Raw genomic sequence first — 17,396 nt, 5'->3', positions numbered from 1 at the left:
GCGGGCAGCAGAGTTCGCAAGGCTGGCCTTTGGCGCGCAAGTCGCAAGCCGTTTGTCGTCTCTTGGCTGCCATTTCTGGTCCAATTGTTGAGCCAAGCTTCGCGTATTACAGTGGTTCGTGCAGGGGTGTGGCGGGAAGTCGTTTCTTACGAAAGCCTTTGTTTGCGGGCTTTGATGTGATGTGGGGGCTGCTGAGGGGAACTTTAAAACTAGGGTTGGTGCGAAAGGAGAGACTCGAACTCTCACGCCTTGCGGCGCTGGAACCTAAATCCAGTGCGTCTACCAATTCCGCCACTCTCGCATCCAAATGGCTTGCAAACGCGGGCTGCCGCCCACATCTGTGCCTTGAGGGAAGGCGATATTACCCCAAGGATTCGTTCAAGACAAGCAGGAAGGAGAAATGGAAACTTATTCCCTTCGGCATGGTCTGTTGCTTACAATCCCAAAAGTCGTTCCAGAATAATCAACTCAGGAGAGTTTCACATGCACCCGGATTTTCAAACGGCCTACCAATCGACCCCGATGGCCGATGTTCGCAACAAAGTGTTGCGCAACACCTATGGCCTGCTGGGCCTGTCGATGATCCCGACCGTCATGGGCGCCATCGTGGGCACCCATATGAGTTTCGCGTTCCTGGCCGGCAGCCCCATCATCGGCATGCTGCTGATCATGGCGGTGTTCTACGGCCTGGTCTTCGCCATCGAGAAGAACCGCTACAGCTCGCTGGGCGTGTTCCTGATGCTGGGCTTCACCTTCATGATGGGCGTCCTGCTCGGACCCTTGCTGCAGTTCGCGCTCAAGTTCTCCAACGGCGGCCAGCTGATCATGACCGCCGGCGCGGCTACTTCGGTTGTGTTCTTCGTGATGGCCGGCATCGCCACCACCACCAAGCGCGATCTGTCCGGCCTGGGCAACTTCCTGACCGTGGGCGCCATCGTGCTGATGGTGGCTGTGGTGGCCAACCTGTTCCTGCGCATGCCGGCATTCCAGTTGATGATCTCCGCTGCGTTCGCGCTGTTCAGCTCGCTGATGATTCTGTGGCAAGTGAAGACCGTGGTCGACGGCGGCGAAAACAGCTACATCTCCGCCGCGCTGTCTATCTACATCAGCATCTACAACCTGTTCACCAGCTTGTTGCAGCTGCTGCTGGCCTTTGGCGGCAATCGCGACTGATCGCTCGATACCGGCAATCCAAACCCTCCGCCTCGGCGGAGGGTTTTTTCATTGCGGCTGCTGAGACGGTTTCCAATCCATGGGCCATGGCCGAGCGATTGGCGGCCTGGCAGGCGGCATTGCGCCTCAGCCCACCTGTATCAGCCGGTAGGTGTTTCGCCCGGCGGCCTTGGCCTGGTACAGGCCTTCGTCGGCGACTTCCAGCAGCCGCTCCGGCGTGATGTCGGGCATGTAGGCGTAGGCGACGCCGATGCTGGTGGACACGCGGCGGGGCGAGCCGGACAGCTCGGCATCCTGGCAGACGGCCGTCATCAGCTTGTCGACCACGGCCATCGCGGTGCGCTCGGTATCCAGGCCGACCAGCAGCACGACGAACTCGTCGCCGCCCAGCCGGGCCACGTGGTCTGTGCCGCGCACGTTTTGCCGCAGCCGCCCTGCGAAAATCTTGATCAGCTCGTCGCCGGTGGCATGTCCCAGCGTGTCGTTCACTTGCTTGAAGTGATCGATGTCTAGAAACAACAGCGCCAACGCCTGGCGCTTCAGGTAGTGGTGCTTGATCTCGTCGCCCAGGATGTCCATGAAGGCCGAGCGGTTGAGCAGGCCGGTCATCGCATCCTGGGTGACCTTGTTGCGCAGCTCTATTTCCCGCGCGCGTGACTGGGTGATGTCCCAGATCATCACGTAAAACCCCGACACCGTGCCGTCCGCGTGCTGTTGCGGAATGTAGCGGCCCTCCACATAGCGCTGGCTGCCGTGCAGGAACATCTCCATCTCGAAGGAGGCGGCCTGGCCTTGCAGCGCCTGCTCGACATAGGGCCGCACCGCCGCATAGCTTTCCTCCCCAAGGAAGTCTCGCATATTGCGGCCTATCACTTGCTCCGGCGCGATGCCGAACAGCCGGGTGTAAGTCTTGTTGCAATAGCGGTAGCGCTGATCGACGTCTACGAAGGCCACCAGCGCAGGAATGGAGTCGGTGACGGTCTTGAGCAAGGCCTCGCGCAGGACCAGATCCAGCTCGGCCAGCTTCTTTTGCGTGATGTCGCGCACGCTGATGCTGATGCCGTCTCCGGCGCGGACGATTTCCTGGTGGATCCAGGTGGGGTGGCTCGCGTCGTAGGCCTTGGGCACTTCTTCCGACAGCGGCATGCCGCTGTCGATGACCTGCTTATAGCTTTCGAAGTGGTTGGAGACATTCAGCGAGGCCGCCAGCGCTTTCCAGTTCCGGCCTATCGTTTCATCCCGGCGCAGCTGCCACATCCTTTCCGCCTCGGCGTTGATGTAGACCACGCGAAAATCGTTCACCACACCGATGTGGTCGTGCAGCGCCTCCATGATGATGAACGCGTCCATATTGGCTTCGGCGGCGTTGCGGAAGCGCTCGGCCGCCAATTCCGCCATCCGGTTGGACTGCAGCACCTCGCGCAGCAGCGGCGAAGTGCGCCAGCGCAGGATCAAGGTGCCCAGCGTGATCATCGCCAGCATGATCAGCGCGTCGATCTCCAGATCATGGCGGATCGGCGCCAGCAGGTCCGCGACCCTGATCTTGTAGCTGAAGGCGAGCCCGCTGTCGCCGACCGGCGCATAGGCGCTGATCACGTCGCGGCCGGAGTAGTCGACCGTGTGCAGCGAGCCGCTTTTCCCGGAAAAGGCCGGCCACATGGTGAAGTGATGGATGTTGCCGGCGATTGGGATCGTGGGGCCAGGCTCCCGAGGCGACTGCGAGAAACAGCGCAGATCGTGGTCATCGTGGCCGCACAGCGCGTACAGGCCGCTGAGGCCGTCGCGCGGGGCGGTATCCAGGACGATGCGGTCGAACATGTCCAGCCGCTGTTCCAGCACCAGCCGGGACGAGCCGGCCGAAGTGCGGTAGACCTCCACGGTGCGGTACAGATAATGGCCGTTCCACAGCAGCCAGGAGCCGGCGGGCGAGCGCAGCGCCAGGGATTGGCGGGGCTGGGTTTCGAAATAGCCGACCTGCACCAGCGCGCGGCCGGACGCATCCTGGATGGCGATGCCGTTCAGCGTCATATGGTTGCGCGCCGCCAGCTCGGCGGCTGCGGCGCTGGCGTCCAGCTTGCCCCGGCTGGCGTCTTCCAGCAGCTTTTGCATCGAAGGCCGCTGGTAGATGCGGCGGGCGATGTCGTCGCTGATGCCGAACTGGGCCACCAGCAGCGCGGCGCGCTGCCGCACGCTGTTGGCCATCACCGTGCTCAGGCTGCGCTCGTGCGCCTGGCTGGAGACGCGGTAGATCAGCAGGCCGGTGGCCAGCGAGATGGAGATCAGCAACGCGGTGGCGGCCACCGAAATCGAATCGGCCATGTCTTGGGAGCGCAGGTGGCGGCGCAGCGCCAGCTGCGTCAGCGCGTTCAATCCCAAAGCGGCGGAGATGACGCCCAGCGCGGTCAGCAGCGCCATCCGCACCGAGGCGCCCCAGCTGTACAGCAACTCCAGATTGACCAGATACGCCACTGCGCCCAGCACGCCGAGCAGCAGCGGCAGCAATACGCAGATTTTCACCGCCCGGCGCCGGGCCGGCGTGGCGCCTGGCTGCAGCAGCAGGCCGCAGCCCAGCGCGGCCAGCGCCAGCGCGGTCGACGGCGCCATCCGGCCCGGATGGGGCGCCATGTCATGCTGCCAGGCGTGCAGTTGGGATAGGTCCAAACCCAGGGATCTGCCGCTGAGATGCTCCAGCAATGCGATTGCCGCCATCGCCAGCACCAGCGCCGCGAGCAGCTGGTGCGCCCGCCATTGCGGCCGCCATAAGGCCAGCGGCAGCGCGAGTCCGTACAGGATCAGGCAGAACGCGGTGGCGATCACCATGTGGATGTTTTCCGGAATCAGGGCGGGAGTGCGGAGAAGCCAGCCGCTGATGACGCCGGTTCCCAGCAGGATCAGGAAAAGACTTGCCGCTATGGCCAGCAATCGGTACCGGTCATGCAGCAGCTGGCGTTTGAGTTCGGTGATGGATAGGGTGAATCGGTGCACTTCATTCCATTCTGCGAGCCGGCGCGAAGGGTTCCTATACAAAATGTTAGGACAAATATCGACGATGGCTGCCCGAGGGCGGGAATAAACGGCCTGGGGAGCATGGACAACCATGAGGAATCAATGATGCGATGCCGCATGGTTTGGATTTGCCCGCCTTCATGCGGACGGTATAGATTGTTTGGCGCAGGCCCGGAGCCGCGCCGCGGCAAGACGGCGTTCCGGATGCGGACAAAGGAGAAACCGTCATGAAAGCGAAAACATCCGTCGGCGCGCCGCTGATCGAGCGCCGTTCCATAGACTTTATTCCGGAAGGCGAGCGGCATGGCCGCGTGTTCAGCCAGTTCACGCTGTGGCTGGCCGCCAATCTGCAGATCACCGCCGTGGTCACCGGCGCGCTGGCGGTGGTGCTGGGCGGCGACGTTGTCTGGTCCATCGTCGGCCTGCTGCTGGGGCAGATCGCCGGCGGCGCGGTGATGGCCTTGCACGGCGCGCAGGGCCCCAGGCTGGGGCTGCCGCAGATGCTGGCCTGCCGCGCGCAGTTCGGCGTCAAGGGAGCGGTATTGCCGCTGGCGCTGGCTTGCGTCATGTACCTGGGCTTCAACGCCACCGGGATGGTGCTGTCCGGCCAGGCGCTGGGCCAGCTGTTCAAGATAAGCGACGCCGCAGGCAGCCTGTTGTTCGCGCTGGCGGTGCTGCTGGCCGCGGCGCTGGGCTATCGGGCGATACACCGGCTGGGGCGCGCGGCCAGCCTGCTTGGCCTGCTGGCTTTCTGTTATTTGTTCATGCGTTTGCTGGGGCGGGTGGATTTGCTGCCGCTGTTGGCGGCGCATACCCGTTTCGAGCCGGCCGCCTTCACCGTCGCGATATCGCTGTCGGCATCCTGGCAGATCGCCTTCGCGCCCTATGTGTCCGACTATTCGCGCTACCTGCCGTCGGCCACGCCGCCGGCGCGGGTGGCGTTGGCGATAGGCTTGGGTTCCGGCCTGGGCGCGCAGATCGCGATGTCGTTGGGCGTGCTGGTGGCGGCCGTCGGCGGCGCGGCGTTCCGCGGGCATGAGGTCGCCTACTTTGTCGGCCTGGGCGCTGACGGCGTGATCGCCGCCGCGTTGTTTTTCTGCGTGGCGTTAGGCAAGGTCACGATTTCCACGCTCAACGCCTACGGCGGTTTCATGTGCGCGGGCAGCATCGCGTCGGCGTTCGGCGCGCGGCCGGAAGCTTTGGGGCCGCGCCGGCGCTGGCTGATCGTCGCGGCGATGGCGTTGGTTTCTCTGTCCGTCGCGGTATGGGCGCAGCAGGGCTTCCTGCCGCTGTTCAAGTCTTTCCTATTGCTGCTTTTGGCTTTGTTCACGCCGTGGAGCGCAGTCAATCTGGTGGATTTCTATCTGTTGCGCGGCGGCAAGCTGGACGCGGCGGCGCTGGAGGGCGCCGATTACCGCTGGCCCGGCCTGCTGGCCTATCTGGCGGGCGTATTGCTGCAGTTGCCGTTCATCGACAGCGCCTTGTTCAGCGGGCCGATGGTCCGCGCGCTGGGAGGGGCGGACATTTCCTGGCTGGTAGGGTGGCTGGGGACGGCCGGCCTGTACTGGCTGATGATGCGCCGGGGCGCGGCCGCGTGGGCGGCTGTCCCCGGCGGGGGGCGAAGCGCAGGCTAGGCGTTTACCATGGCCGCGCTGGCGACGGGCATTGCGGCACGACGGGAGCGTTGCTGCCGGTGTCGATGAAGCCGTCGCTGATCCAATGGCCGGCGGCGGTGCGGTTCCAGATGTCGGTGCGGCCCCAGACGCCGTCCACCGCCTCGCCGCGCGCGTGGCATCGCAGCGGCACCTGCTCGCCGCGGGCGGCGCTGCCGACGATTTCTGCGGTCAAACTGGGGCCGCCGCGCAGGTTGACGTAACCGTCGCCGCCGCGCGGCGTGGCGACGCCGCTGGAGCCGCCCGGCGTCGGCGCGGGATCGCTGCCGCCATTGTAGTGGGTCAGGCGTCCGCCCACGTTCACCCGGCTGCCGTTGCGCGCGGCGTAGCCCTGGTAGGCGCGGCTGCCGGAGAAGAACTGCCACCCGCCCAGCCACTTGCGGTTCACCGGCTCTGCCTTGCCTTGGTGGATCAGCGAGAAGTGCACGTGGGGGCCGGTGGTGCTGCCGCCGCAGGGCAGGCCGTTGCCTATCTTGCCCAGGTAGGCCCCCTTGGCCACCCGCTGGCCGTCGGCCACCGTGTTGAGGTTGATCATGTGGTAGTAGGTGGATGAGTAACCGTTGTCGTGCACCAGTTTGACCAGCCCGCTGCCGTTGCGCAGGCAGCTTTTGTAGATCACGCCGGCCTGGGGCGCCAGCACCCGGCCGTCGCCGCCGGCGAAATCTATAGAGTCGTAGGGCTGGCTTTCGCCGCTGTAGCCGTGCGGGCCGCCGGTCATGCTCCAGCTTGATCCTTCCTGCCAGGGCAGGCCCAGGCCGGTGGCGTCGGGCGCCAGCCGCTTGGCCCGAATGGCCTGGCTGCGCCACGCGCGCCGCTCATCGGCGCTCAGCCAGCCGTCGGGCGCGGCCTCCAGCAGCGCGGCGAAGCCGTCTTCGCCCTCCATGGCCAGTTGCCAGCCTTGCTCGGTTTGATGGGCGAGGAACAGCCGCGACAGCGGCACCTGGTCGGCATCCGCGCCGGCCATGACGGGCAGAGGCTGGGTGGCCGAGCCCAACACCCAGCGGCGGTCGGCGCTTTCGCGGTTCACTTCCAGCAGGGGTTGCGGCAGGCCTCCCTTGGCCAGCGGCTGCGGCGAGAGCCGCGCCAGCGCGTCGGCGGCTTGTCTGCGCAGCGCAGGGTCCTGGGCTTCCTCGGCGGCATGGGCGGGCGCCGCGCCCAGGCAGATCAGCAGCACGGATAAATATGAAATGGCGGGTTTCATCATCACGGACTCCTTATCGTTCTGAACAGGAACTGCGTGACCGACCATATAGCGGGCGATGCTGGTTTTCAGCTGTCCCTAAGAGACGCGGAGGCGGGGGAACCTTTCGGCGGGCATGAAAAACGGGAGCTCTGGGGCTCCCGTGGGATGTGGGCAGGCGGGGCGCTCAGCGCTGGCCGGCGTCCTGCAGGTTCTTGGGGCCGAAGGCCGAGGGCAGCAGCGCGTCCAGCGTAGTGTCGATGATGTCCTCGCCGTCGCAGATCGAGCGCACATGCATGGCGGGGCCGAATTCGTTCAGCACCTGGCGGCAGGCGCCGCAAGGCGAAGTGGGCTTGTCTGTGGGGGTGTAGATGCAGACCGCCACCACATCTTGCATGCCATGGTTGGCGCGGGCGGCGAAGATCGCGGTGCGTTCGGCGCAGTTGCTCAGGCCGAAGGAGGCGTTTTCCACATTGCAGCCGATGTGTATCTTGCCGTTGCCGTCCAGAATGGCGGCGCCGACGGAAAAGCGGCTATAAGGCGCGTAAGCCTGGCGGGAGGCCAGTTGCGCGGCCATTTCCAGTTCGGCCCATTGTTCGTTGCTGGGTGCGTATTGCTTGCTGGTCATGCTGCCTCCATAAAACCAGGTCGGCGACGGATGATGCGCCAGGGGCCGGGCCTTGTCAACGCGGCGGACGCGCCGCGCGGATCAGGCATCCTGCTGCGATTCTCCAACAGATGCGTGATATGCCGCTTTGTCCTGGCGCAAGTGCCGGCCGCAGTAGTCCAGCATCGCCTCGGTCAGCGCCTGCGATAGCTCGGACTCCACCCGCCAGTGGTGCCAGTACAGGGGCAGGTCCATGTATTGGCCGGGAAACAGGTCCACCAGCCGGCCGTCCTCCAGATCGCTGTCCAGCATCAGTTCCGGCAGCAGGCTGTAGGCGACGCCCTGGCGGGTCAGCTCCACGAAACCTTGGGCCGAGGGCACGGTGAAGCTGGGAAAACCGCCCTCGTAGCCGGCCGCCTGGCGCAGGAACTGCCCGTGCACCGCGTCCTTGCGGCTGAAGAGGATGCTGGGCGCGCGAGCGAGCGCCGCGTGATCCACACCGTCCGGAAAATGGCGCGCGGCGAAGCGAGGCGTGGCCAGGCACAGGTAGCGCATCGCGCCCAGATAGTGCTGGACGCCGCTCTGGATCGGCACCGGGCGGGTGCTGACGCAGCCCATCACGTGACCGGTGCGCATCAGTTCGTGGGTGTGGTCCTGATCGTCTACCACCACGTCCAGCAACAGGTCGTGCGCCTCCAGCACCGGCGTCACCGCCTGCAGATACCAGGTCGCCAGGCTGTCGGCGTTGACGCCCACCGCCAGCGTGGTGAACTCGCGCTGGCGCGGCGCGGGGCTGAGCTTTTGCAGCAGCTGGTTTTCCATCAGCAGCAGTTGCTGGTAGTGCCGCAGCAACTGGCGTCCTGCCTCGGTGGCTTCCGCCGGCGAGGTGCGGGTGAGCACCGGTTGCCCCAGTTGCTCCTCCAGTTGGCGTATGCGCTGCGATACCGCCGACTGGGTCAGAAACAGCTTCTTGGCGGCCTTGTCGAAGCCGCCGGTTTCCGCTACCGCGGCCAGGGTTTGCAGTTGTCTGGGGTCGAACACTTTCGCTTTCCGTAGTCTTTCGACGATAAGAGATCGTTTAATAATGCGGCCGGACTTGCTTAAAAGCCAGCGCCGTGGCATGTTGCAGCCTTTGGCGGCCGGCCTTGTCTGATGGGGGTTTCAGACAGACCGCGCCAGTAGATACGGTACAAGAAATACCTGCTCCTGGGCAGGTGGGCGAGATAGTAGGGACGGCGGCCGGGCAGGCCGGGTCCCAGCCACGACAGGCGCAGAAAACAATGCATACGGATGAAATGGCACTCTTGGCGAATATGTGCCGCTTTATCGGAATCCGGACCGAACACCTGGCGCAGTTGCCGCGCCACGCCGATGCCGGCATGGCCCGCAGGGAGCTGCTGGGCAAGGAGCTTTACTGGCATTTGCTGAAAAGCCCCGGCGAAGCGGAGCGCCTGCAGCGGCATCATGGCTGCTGCCAGGACGAGCTCGCAGCGATGCTGCTGGCAGAGTGGGACGCGCTTTTGAGGATGCCCTTGGATCCGGCCGTGGCAGCGGCTTTGGTCGAGCAGGGCGAACTGTATTGCCGGCTGGGCGTGAGCCTGGGCTGGCTGCAGGGCCTATACGAGCGCTGCCAGCCGCATTTGCTGGCCAGCCTGGAGCAAGCGGCGGGCTTGGACGCGGCGCGGCTGCTGCGCAAGCGCATCTTGCTGGACCAGATGCTGAAGACCCACGGCTACCAGCAGGCGCTGAAGCGCGAGGCTTCGCGCCATGGCGAGCACTTCCAGGCGATGTCCGGCCTGTACGCGACCCTGAGCGGCGTCAGCCTGGCGCTTGCCGACAGCGCCGATCGCCGCATCCTGCTGCAGACCATCTGCGACGTTTGCGTGCGCGAGGCCGGTTTCGAGTTGGCCTGGGTGGGGTTGCTGGACGCCGACGAGAAGCGGGTGGAAGTGGCGGCGTTGTCCCGCGGCGAACGCGCGGCCATGCCCGGCGAACTGCCGGCGCATGCCGAGGACGCGCAGGCGCCGGGCCTGGTGTCGCGCGCGTTGCGCAGCCGCGCGGCCCAGGTCAGCAACGACGCGCAATCCGACCCCGCGCTGCGGCCCTGGCACGGCGCGCTGAGCCGCCAAGGCATCCGCAGCCTGCTGGTGGTGCCGCTGCTGGTGCGCCAACAGGTGGTGGGGACGCTGGCGCTGCATGCCGGCGAAGAGGGTTTCTTCGACCAGTCCCGCCGCGCCTTGTTTGAACTGATGGCGCGCGAGATCGGCCGCGGGCTGGAGCGCCACGACGCGCTGGAGCGCAGCCACCGCGCCGAAACCGAACTCGCCTTCCTGGCCCAGCACGATGCGCTGACCGGTCTGCCCAACCGCAGCCGCATGCAGGAGCTGATCGCCCGGCTGCTGAAGTCGCGCCGCGACGGCGGCCAGGTGGCGGTGCTGGCGATCGCGGTGGAGGGCTTTCACGACATCAACGCCCGCCTGGGCTACGAGGGCGGCGATCTGGTGTTGTGCGAGATGGCGCGCCGCCTGCGGCAGGCCATCTATCCGTTCGGCCATGTCGGCCGGGTCGGCGCCGCGCGCTTCGTCGCCTGCTCGGAACGCACCGACAGGCTGCAGGAGCTGGTGGACGAGCTGATGAGTTTGCTGCCGCAGCCGGTGGATGCGATGGGCGCCCAGGTGGAGATACGCTGCAGCGTCGGCGTCGCGGTCAGCGGCGACGCGCTGTGCGACGCGGCCAACCTGTTGCGCCGCGCGGGACTGGCCTTGAACCGGGCCAAAGATGAGGGCGGCGGCCATTCCCGTCATTACGACGCGGCGATGGACGAGGAAATCCACAAGCTGCACGCGCTGCGCAGCGCCTTCGCGCTGGCCATTCCGCGCGGCGAGCTGGCGCTGTACTACCAGCCCAAGATCAATCTGCAGAACCACCGCATCGAAGGCGCGGAGGCGTTGGTGCGCTGGGTGCGCAATGGCCGGCACGTGCCGCCGGGCGAGTTTTTCAACGCCATCGAGCATACCAATCTGATGCGCGAGCTGGACTGGTGGGTGCTGCGGGAGGCGGTGCGCCAGATGGGCGAATGGCGGCGGCGCGGCTTGTCATTGCCGGTCAGCGTCAACTTGTCGGCGGCCACGCTCAAGCACGAGGATTTCCTGTTCGGGCTGGAGGCCTTGCTGGAGGCGAACCCGCTGCCGGCCGGCTTTCTGGAGCTGGAGGTGCTGGAAACCGTCACCCAGCAGGAGGCGGAGCAGATCACGGCCAAGCTGGAGCGTTGCCGCGACCTAGGCCTGTCCATCGCGCTGGACGACTTCGGCACCGGGGCATCGTCGCTGGTGCATCTGCAGCAGCTGCCGTTCGACACCATCAAGATCGACCAGCGCTTCGTCCGGCTGTTGCTGGACATGCCGGGCAACGAAGCCATCATTCGCAGCATGCTGTCCTTCGCCCACTACACCGGGCGCAAGCTGGTGGTGGAGGGGGTGGAAAGCCAGGCGATCTGGAGCAGGCTGCGCGAGATAGGCTGCCACGACGGTCAGGGCTACGGCATTTCGCCGCCGTTGGCCGCGGGCGAGCTGCCGGAGTGGCTGAAGCAATGGAGCAAGAATGCTGCCATTAATTCTTCTTATGTATCATGATTTTTATTAGTTTTACTTAAGGAAATCCGGACGTTAATCTGCTTGCAAATAGTTTGGAGCAGGCAATGTTCAATTTCAGTGTTTTCCTTTCCGCGCTGGGCATCTCTTTCAGCCAGATCGTCGGCATCGGTCCGCAGAACGCCTATGTGCTGCGGCAGGGCATAGGGCGCAGCCATGTGCTGCCCATCGTCGCCATCTGCATCGTCGCCGACGTGCTGCTGATCGCCGCCGGCGTGCTGGGCGTGGGCAAGGTGGTGGCCGGCATCCCCGGCTTCGTCAGCGTGGTCACCTGGGCCGGCGCGGCCTTCATCCTGTGGCTGGGTTTCAAGTCCTTCCGCTCCGCGCTGAACGCGGGCGGCATGACGCTTGACGGCGGCGTGGAGCGTGATCGGAAGAGCGCCATTCGCACCATTCTGGTGGTGACCCTGCTCAATCCCTATGTCTGGCTGGACACCGTGGTGCTGATCGGCAGCGTGTCCTCGGTGTACGGCGAGCACGGCGCGCTGTCTTTCCTGATCGGCAGCCTCAGCGCTTCCGTGCTGTGGTTCGGCGCCATCGGCCTGTTCGCAGGCAAGCTGGCCCCGCTGTTCACCAAGCCGTTCAGCTGGAGGGTGCTGGATTGCGTGATCGGCTTCGTGATGCTGTTCACCGCCGCCATGCTGATCTACAACTACGGCCTGTCGGCGCCGCTGCCGCTGTGACCGTTCAGCGTTTCCTTGAGCGCCTGCAAGGCCGGCAGCTCCAGCGCTTGCGCCGCGTAGCATAGCCCGACGCGGCGGGCCGGCGTGGCGCCTGCCAGCGGGATGGCTTTGAGGCCGGGGTGGTCGTCGGCCAGCGAGGCGGGCAGCAATGCGACGCCAAGTCCGGCCGCCACCATGTGGGCGGCCAGCCTCAGGCTGCCGGCCCGGGCCGCCGCGGCCAATGCCGCCGCCGCCGCGCCATGCAGGTCCAGCAGCCGCTGGTGGCTGGGATGATGCGGGCAGGTGATCCACTCCGTCTTGTCCAGCAAGGCCACATCCACCTGATCGCGTGCCGCCAGCCGGTGGCCCGCCGGCACGGCCAGCACGAAATCTTCCTCCCACAAGGGCAGAAACAGCTCATCCTCGCAGCGGCCGTCCTCGGCCGCCAGCCGCGCGTCGCCGCAGCATCCCTCCCGCACTTCCAGCAGAATCGCCGGCGCGGCGCGCGCCGCGCGCGCCAGCAGCGCCTCCAGTTGGCTGCGGCCCACATCCGCGTCCACGCCCAGGCATAGCGGCGCGCAATCGCGGCGCTGCCGGAACATCCTCGCCAAGGCGTCAGCCTGGGCCAACATCCTGCGCGCTTGCGGGTAGAGCAGGCGAGCGTCTTCGCTGACGTCCACGCCGCGGGGCAGCCGTTCGAACAGGGTGACGCCCAGCGCGTCCTCCAACTGGCGTATGGTGACCGACAGCGTCGGCTGGGTGACGAACAGCCGTTGCGCCGCCAGCGTGACGCTGCGTTCCTCGAAAACGGCGACAAAGGCCTTCAGTTGACGAATATCCATAGAAACAACCTATATCAGGCAGAGGTTTTTATCATTTTTCAGTAAATTTCATGGTGAATATACTGCATAGCATCTGTTTCGTATCGATAAATTTTATGGAAGGAGAGTGTCCATGAACAAACCCCTGATCGTGATCACCGGCGCCAGCTCCGGCATCGGCGCCGCCGCCGCCAAGTTGTTTTCCCAAGCCGGCCATCCGCTGCTGCTGCTGGCGCGCCGCGTCGAAAAGCTGGAAGCGTTGGAGCTGCCTGATACCCTGTGCCGCAGGGTGGACGTGACCGATCGCGCCCAGCTGCAAGCGGTGCTGGCCGAGGCCGAGGCGCGCTTCGGTCCCGCCGACGCCATCGTCAACAACGCCGGCGTGATGCTGCTGGGCGCGATGGCGCAGCAAGACCCGGACGAGTGGCAGCGCATGCTGGATGTCAACGTCAAGGGCCTGCTCAACGGCATCCACGCGGTGCTGGCGGGTATGGTGGCGCGCGGCCGCGGCACCATCATCAACATCAGCTCCATCGCCGGACGCAAGACCTTTCCCAACCACGTGGCCTACTGCGGCACCAAGTTCGCCGTGCACGCGATTTCGGAAAACCTGCGCGAGGAAGTGGCCGGCAGCGGCGTGCGCGTGATCACCATCGCGCCGGGCGCAGTGGAAACGGAGCTGCTGGGCCACACCACCGACGAGGCGATCAAGGCCGGCTACCAGGAGTGGAAGCAGCAGATGGGCGGGGTGTTGGAGGCGGATGACGTGGCCGAAGCCATCGCTTACGCCTACGGGCAGCCGCAGCGCGTGTGCGTGCGCGAAATCGTGCTGGCGGCTACCGGGCAGTCGGCGTAAACATCGCCGCCGGCGATGCCGCGCGCAGTGCGCAGGATCGGGCGGAAGGCAGGGGAAAGGGTGGGACGCGATGGCGGCTCGCCCTTTTGCATGGATATTTTGATTACGAAACAAATGTATTTTAGCGTTAAAACAATGACATAAAGTTAGAATATCAAATTGAAATTTTATAAATAATAATTCTTTCCAGAATGATTATTCATTTGCCATAAAAAGATCTCCGTGACGCAATACTCAAGGAGAAAGAGATCATGACAAGGAAAATCATCACGCTGTGCGCGCTCGGCGCGGTTATCGCTGGCCAGATCGGCGCGGCCCTGGCCCTGCCGGTGAACAACAGCTACATCCAGTCCAGCGCCAACGAGATCCGGGGCTTCCTCGGCTCTTACGCGCGCCCGACGGTCTATGTGGACCAGAACGCTTGCGGCGAGCCGCAAACCAGCGCGATGGCGTGCGGCCCGTACACCATCAGCGTCGGCACCGGCTTCCTGCAGCAGCAGGAAAGCAGCTATGGCAACTACGTGGCCAAGTTCATCCTGGCGCACGAGTGGGGCCACTCCGTCCAGTTCACCCGCGGCATCAACCGCCAGCCGCCGATGCAGGAGCTGCAGGCTGATTGCGTGGGCGGCACCTTCGCCAAGTACGCCGAGACGAATCTGCGCTATCCGAGCTTCATCGAGAACGCGGTGGCGTCGGCGCGCGACGCGGCCGACTACGCCGAACACGGCACGCCGTCGCAGCGCGACTACTACTCGCGCTACGGCTACGCCAACGGCTTCAACGTCTGCATGACGCGGATCTGACGATGAAGAGGGCAACCTTGTTGATCGCAGCGGCCGCAGGGACGGCGGCCGTGGCGGCATGGCTATGGCTGCCCGCTCACTTCGCGACGGCGGGCGGCGCGTCCGGACAGGCGCAGTCCGTCGCCGCGAAGGGGGCCGGGACGGAAAAAGGCGCGGCCCAGGCATCCGCCAAGCCCGCCGCCGGCGGTTTCAGTTTCGCGGTGGGTGGCGATCCGTCCGCGCAGCAGCAATCCGCCGCCGCGCAACCGGAAACGCCGGCCGAGCGCGCGCGCAAGCAGCAGCTGCGCAAGCTGGGCTACATGATAGACGCGCGTTACTACCAGATGTCGCTGGCCGACCTGCGCATGGCCGCCAGCCGCGGCGACCCGCAGGCGCTGACGCATCTGGCCGAGCGTTATCTGTTCCAGTTGGACGGCCATCCGCGCGAGCCCGACTACGAGGCGGATTTCCGCTATCGGGAGGAGGCGCGCGAAGCGCTGCAGCAGGCCTACGCGCGCGGCAATCTGCACGCGGCGGCCATCATCTCGGAGAGTTATCTGCTGGACAAGCAGCCGGAAGAAGCCGCTGCTTGGAATCTGGTGGCGCGCCGCTCCGGCGACACGCTCAGCGCAGACTGGCTGTTGAAGACCAAGGACTACCAGGCCTTGACCGATCAGCAGAAGGCCAGCGCCGCGCAACGCGCCAACCAGCTGTGGCAGTCGCTGCAGCGGCGCAAGGGCGCCGGCTAGTTTGACGGGAAGCGGCGCTTCAACGCGGCCTGCCGGGCCGCAGCGAGGCGCCGCGAACCTCGAATTTCACCGCCTGCACCACCTTGCCGTCGCCGCCGCGCAATTCCAGCCGATGTCGGCCGGGCCAGGGGAACCAGGCCAGCTCCGCTCCGGCTCCCAAACGTTTTCCATCCAGCCACCACTGCGGTTTGGCCACGCCGCGCGCGCGCAGCACCATGCGCTGGTTGGCCGGCGGGATGTCGGGATCGAGCGCGAAGATGCTGCCGTCCACCGGCGCGGCGATGCCCGGCGTCAGGTCGGCGGCGGAGCCTTTCTGCGGCACGATCAGCGCGCGCTGGGTACCGGCCAGGAACCACTCGGTCCGCGGCGCGGCCACGTCGCCCTGATAGCGCACCCGTTGATGAACCAGGCCGGCTGGCGGCGAGGGCGGCGGCAGGGGAGCGGCCGATTGCTGGGCGCGATCCAGCACGGCTTGCCATACCGGCGCCGCGCCGTGCATGCCGGACACGTCCCACATCGGCTCGCCGCTGGCATTGCCCACCCAGGCCGCGACGGTGAAGCGGCGCGAGAAGCCCACCGCCCAGTTGTCGCGCATGTCCTTGCTGGTGCCGGTTTTCACCGCGCTCCAGTAGCGGGTGGACAGCGCGCTCTCCAGACCGAAGGTGAGCGCGCGCGCGGTGCGGTCGGACAGGATGTCGGCGATGATGAAGCTGCTGGCAGGATCGAGTAGACGCTCGGGCTTGGCTTTGGCGTCGGCCAGCGTCCAGCGCGGCGGGTTGGCCAGGCCCTGGTTGGCGAGCGTGCGGTAGGCGTTGGCCAGGTCCAGCAGACGGATGTCGGCCGCGCCCAGCGCCAGGCTGTAGCCGTAGTAGTCGCCGTCCTCGGTCAGGCTGGCGAAGCCCAGCTTGACCAGCCGGTCGCGCGCGGCGTTGGGGGTGACCATTTCTATCGTCCGCACCGCCGGGATGTTCAGTGAAGACGCCAGCGCGGTGCGCACCGGCACCAAGCCCTTGAAATCCTTCGAGTAGTTTTGCGGCGCGTACAGGCCGCTGCCGGTTTGAAGATCCAGCGGGCTGTCGTCCAGCAGCGAAGCCGCGGTCAGATAATGTTTTTCCAGCGCTTGCTGGTACAGGAAAGGCTTGAGCGTGGAGCCGGCTTGGCGCAGCGCGGTGACGCCGTCCACTTGGGCGGCGTTGGACAGGCCGCGGCCGCTGGAGCCCACCCAGGCCAGGATGTCGCCGCTCTGGTTGTCCAGCACCACCAGCGAGCCGTCCTGCACATTGCGCTGCGACAGCGCGGACAGGTGGCGGCGCAGCGCGGCGGCGGCGAAGCGTTGCAGCGGCAGGTCCAGCGTGGTGGCCACCCTGCTGCCGGCGGCGAAGCGGCGCGCCTGCTGCAGTTTCTGCGCGAAGTGCGGCGCGTCCTGCTCTGCCAGCGGATTGGCGGCGCGGCTTCTGGCTAGCGCCTGGGTGGCGCGCACGCCCAGCGCCGCGCAGTCCGGTTTGCGGCCCATGTCTTGCAGGATATGGCAGGCGCGGCCAGCCACCTTGTCCGGCGCGGCGTTGGGCGCGCGGATCAGCGCCACGGCGATCGCCGATTCCTCCAGATTCAGCCCGGATGGCAATTTGCCGAACAGCGTCGATGACAGCGAGGACAGGCCCACCAATTCGCCGCGGAAACCCACAAGATTGAGATAGGCCTCCAGGATTTCAGCCTTGGTCCAGTGTCGTTCCAGCCAGGCGGCGGACCAGGTCTGGCCCATCTTCTGCCATAGGCTGCGGCCGCCCTTGCTGACTTTCAGATCGTCGTCCAGCAGTCCTGCCAGCTGCATGGTCAGCGTGGACGCGCCGCGGGTGCGGGTGTTCCACAGATTGGCCCAGGCCGCCGCCGCCACGCCGGACCAGTCCACGCCGCTGTGCTGGTAAAAGCGCTTGTCCTCGGACAGCACCAGCGCCTGGCGAAAGGCGGGCGAGGTGTCGGCCAGGCCGACCCAGTCCTGCCGCCGCGCCTGCTTGTCGACGCGCAGCCGCTGCAGTGTCTGGCCGTGGCGGTCCAGCAGCGTCACGTCCGACGGTTGCCAGGCGGCTTTCACCTCTTTGAACGTGGGCTGAGCCCAGGCGGGGGCGGAGAGCAGGGTAAGGATGATGAAGATGCTGGGTTTGGTCACTGCTTGTGCTTTTCTCAATTGCGGGCGGGCACTGGGTATTGGCGCAAAGGTTATGGCGCGGAGCATTCGG

The 17,396-nt window shown here is 65.9% G+C and carries 13 protein-coding genes and 1 tRNA gene; 7 read left to right on the top strand and 7 right to left on the bottom strand.

Annotated elements, in window-relative coordinates:
• Positions 1 to 216: 216 nt before the first annotated feature.
• A tRNA-Leu gene (locus tag ACX17K_RS02600) sits at positions 217 to 301 on the bottom strand.
• A gap of 182 nt (positions 302 to 483) precedes the next feature.
• Between ACX17K_RS02600 and ACX17K_RS02595 the strand changes: the two genes are divergently transcribed.
• Positions 484 to 1,173 carry a Bax inhibitor-1/YccA family protein gene (locus tag ACX17K_RS02595; RefSeq protein ID WP_463087476.1) on the top strand — a complete coding sequence of 230 codons (690 nt, stop codon included), beginning with the start codon at positions 484 to 486 and terminating at the stop codon, positions 1,171 to 1,173.
• Positions 1,174 to 1,299: 126 nt separating this feature from the next.
• Here the strand turns inward: ACX17K_RS02595 and ACX17K_RS02590 are convergent, their stop codons facing one another.
• Complete coding sequence (locus tag ACX17K_RS02590) at positions 1,300 to 4,158, bottom strand: GGDEF domain-containing protein (RefSeq protein ID WP_493773554.1); 2,859 nt, start codon at positions 4,156 to 4,158, stop codon at positions 1,300 to 1,302.
• A 248-nt stretch (positions 4,159 to 4,406) separates the two neighbouring features.
• Between ACX17K_RS02590 and ACX17K_RS02585 the strand changes: the two genes are divergently transcribed.
• Positions 4,407 to 5,813 (top strand): purine-cytosine permease family protein, encoded by a 1,407-nt coding sequence (locus ACX17K_RS02585; RefSeq protein ID WP_493773553.1) that lies wholly within the window; start codon positions 4,407 to 4,409, stop codon positions 5,811 to 5,813.
• Between the two features lie 4 nt (positions 5,814 to 5,817).
• Here the strand turns inward: ACX17K_RS02585 and ACX17K_RS02580 are convergent, their stop codons facing one another.
• The 3 genes from ACX17K_RS02580 to ACX17K_RS02570 all read right to left on the bottom strand — a co-directional run bounded on the left by ACX17K_RS02580 (position 5,818) and on the right by ACX17K_RS02570 (position 8,680).
• Positions 5,818 to 7,056 carry a M23 family metallopeptidase gene (locus tag ACX17K_RS02580; RefSeq protein WP_493773552.1) on the bottom strand — a complete coding sequence of 413 codons (1,239 nt, stop codon included), beginning with the start codon at positions 7,054 to 7,056 and terminating at the stop codon, positions 5,818 to 5,820.
• 163 nt (positions 7,057 to 7,219) lie between these two features.
• A complete protein-coding gene (locus ACX17K_RS02575; protein WP_021477646.1) occupies positions 7,220 to 7,660 on the bottom strand; it encodes a cytidine deaminase in 441 nt (146 codons plus the stop codon).
• An 81-nt stretch (positions 7,661 to 7,741) separates the two neighbouring features.
• Positions 7,742 to 8,680 (bottom strand): ArgP/LysG family DNA-binding transcriptional regulator, encoded by a 939-nt coding sequence (locus tag ACX17K_RS02570; protein WP_493773551.1) that lies wholly within the window; start codon positions 8,678 to 8,680, stop codon positions 7,742 to 7,744.
• 239 nt (positions 8,681 to 8,919) lie between these two features.
• Here ACX17K_RS02570 and ACX17K_RS02565 point away from each other — a divergent pair, with 239 nt between their 5' ends.
• Positions 8,920 to 11,271, top strand: a complete 2,352-nt coding sequence (locus ACX17K_RS02565) for an EAL domain-containing protein (protein ID WP_493773550.1) — start codon at positions 8,920 to 8,922, stop codon at positions 11,269 to 11,271.
• 65 nt (positions 11,272 to 11,336) lie between these two features.
• Positions 11,337 to 11,972, top strand: coding sequence for a LysE/ArgO family amino acid transporter (locus ACX17K_RS02560; protein ID WP_231154125.1), 636 nt, complete (start codon positions 11,337 to 11,339; stop codon positions 11,970 to 11,972).
• Here ACX17K_RS02560 and ACX17K_RS02555 read toward each other — a convergent pair.
• Complete coding sequence (locus tag ACX17K_RS02555; protein WP_493773549.1) at positions 11,942 to 12,793, bottom strand: LysR family transcriptional regulator; 852 nt, start codon at positions 12,791 to 12,793, stop codon at positions 11,942 to 11,944. The genes ACX17K_RS02560 and ACX17K_RS02555 overlap by 31 nt on opposite strands.
• A gap of 112 nt (positions 12,794 to 12,905) precedes the next feature.
• Here ACX17K_RS02555 and ACX17K_RS02550 point away from each other — a divergent pair, with 112 nt between their 5' ends.
• The 3 genes from ACX17K_RS02550 to ACX17K_RS02540 all read left to right on the top strand — a co-directional run bounded on the left by ACX17K_RS02550 (position 12,906) and on the right by ACX17K_RS02540 (position 15,159).
• On the top strand, positions 12,906 to 13,628 hold the full coding sequence (locus tag ACX17K_RS02550; RefSeq protein WP_493773548.1) for an SDR family oxidoreductase: 723 nt from the start codon (positions 12,906 to 12,908) through the stop codon (positions 13,626 to 13,628).
• 251 nt (positions 13,629 to 13,879) lie between these two features.
• Positions 13,880 to 14,431: a neutral zinc metallopeptidase gene (locus ACX17K_RS02545; RefSeq protein ID WP_021477100.1), complete on the top strand. Its 552-nt coding sequence runs from the start codon at positions 13,880 to 13,882 to the stop codon at positions 14,429 to 14,431.
• Between the two features lie 2 nt (positions 14,432 to 14,433).
• Complete coding sequence (locus ACX17K_RS02540; protein WP_493773547.1) at positions 14,434 to 15,159, top strand: hypothetical protein; 726 nt, start codon at positions 14,434 to 14,436, stop codon at positions 15,157 to 15,159.
• A gap of 19 nt (positions 15,160 to 15,178) precedes the next feature.
• On the opposite strand, the gene pbpC is transcribed toward ACX17K_RS02540, so the two are convergent.
• Entirely contained in the window at positions 15,179 to 17,326 is a 2,148-nt protein-coding gene (pbpC, locus tag ACX17K_RS02535; RefSeq protein ID WP_493773546.1) for a penicillin-binding protein 1C, read from the bottom strand.
• Between the last annotated feature and the right edge of the window lie 70 nt (positions 17,327 to 17,396).

The organism is Chromobacterium sp. INPA-IVC (assembly GCF_059047085.1).
This window is presented reverse-complemented; position numbering and strand designations above follow the sequence as displayed.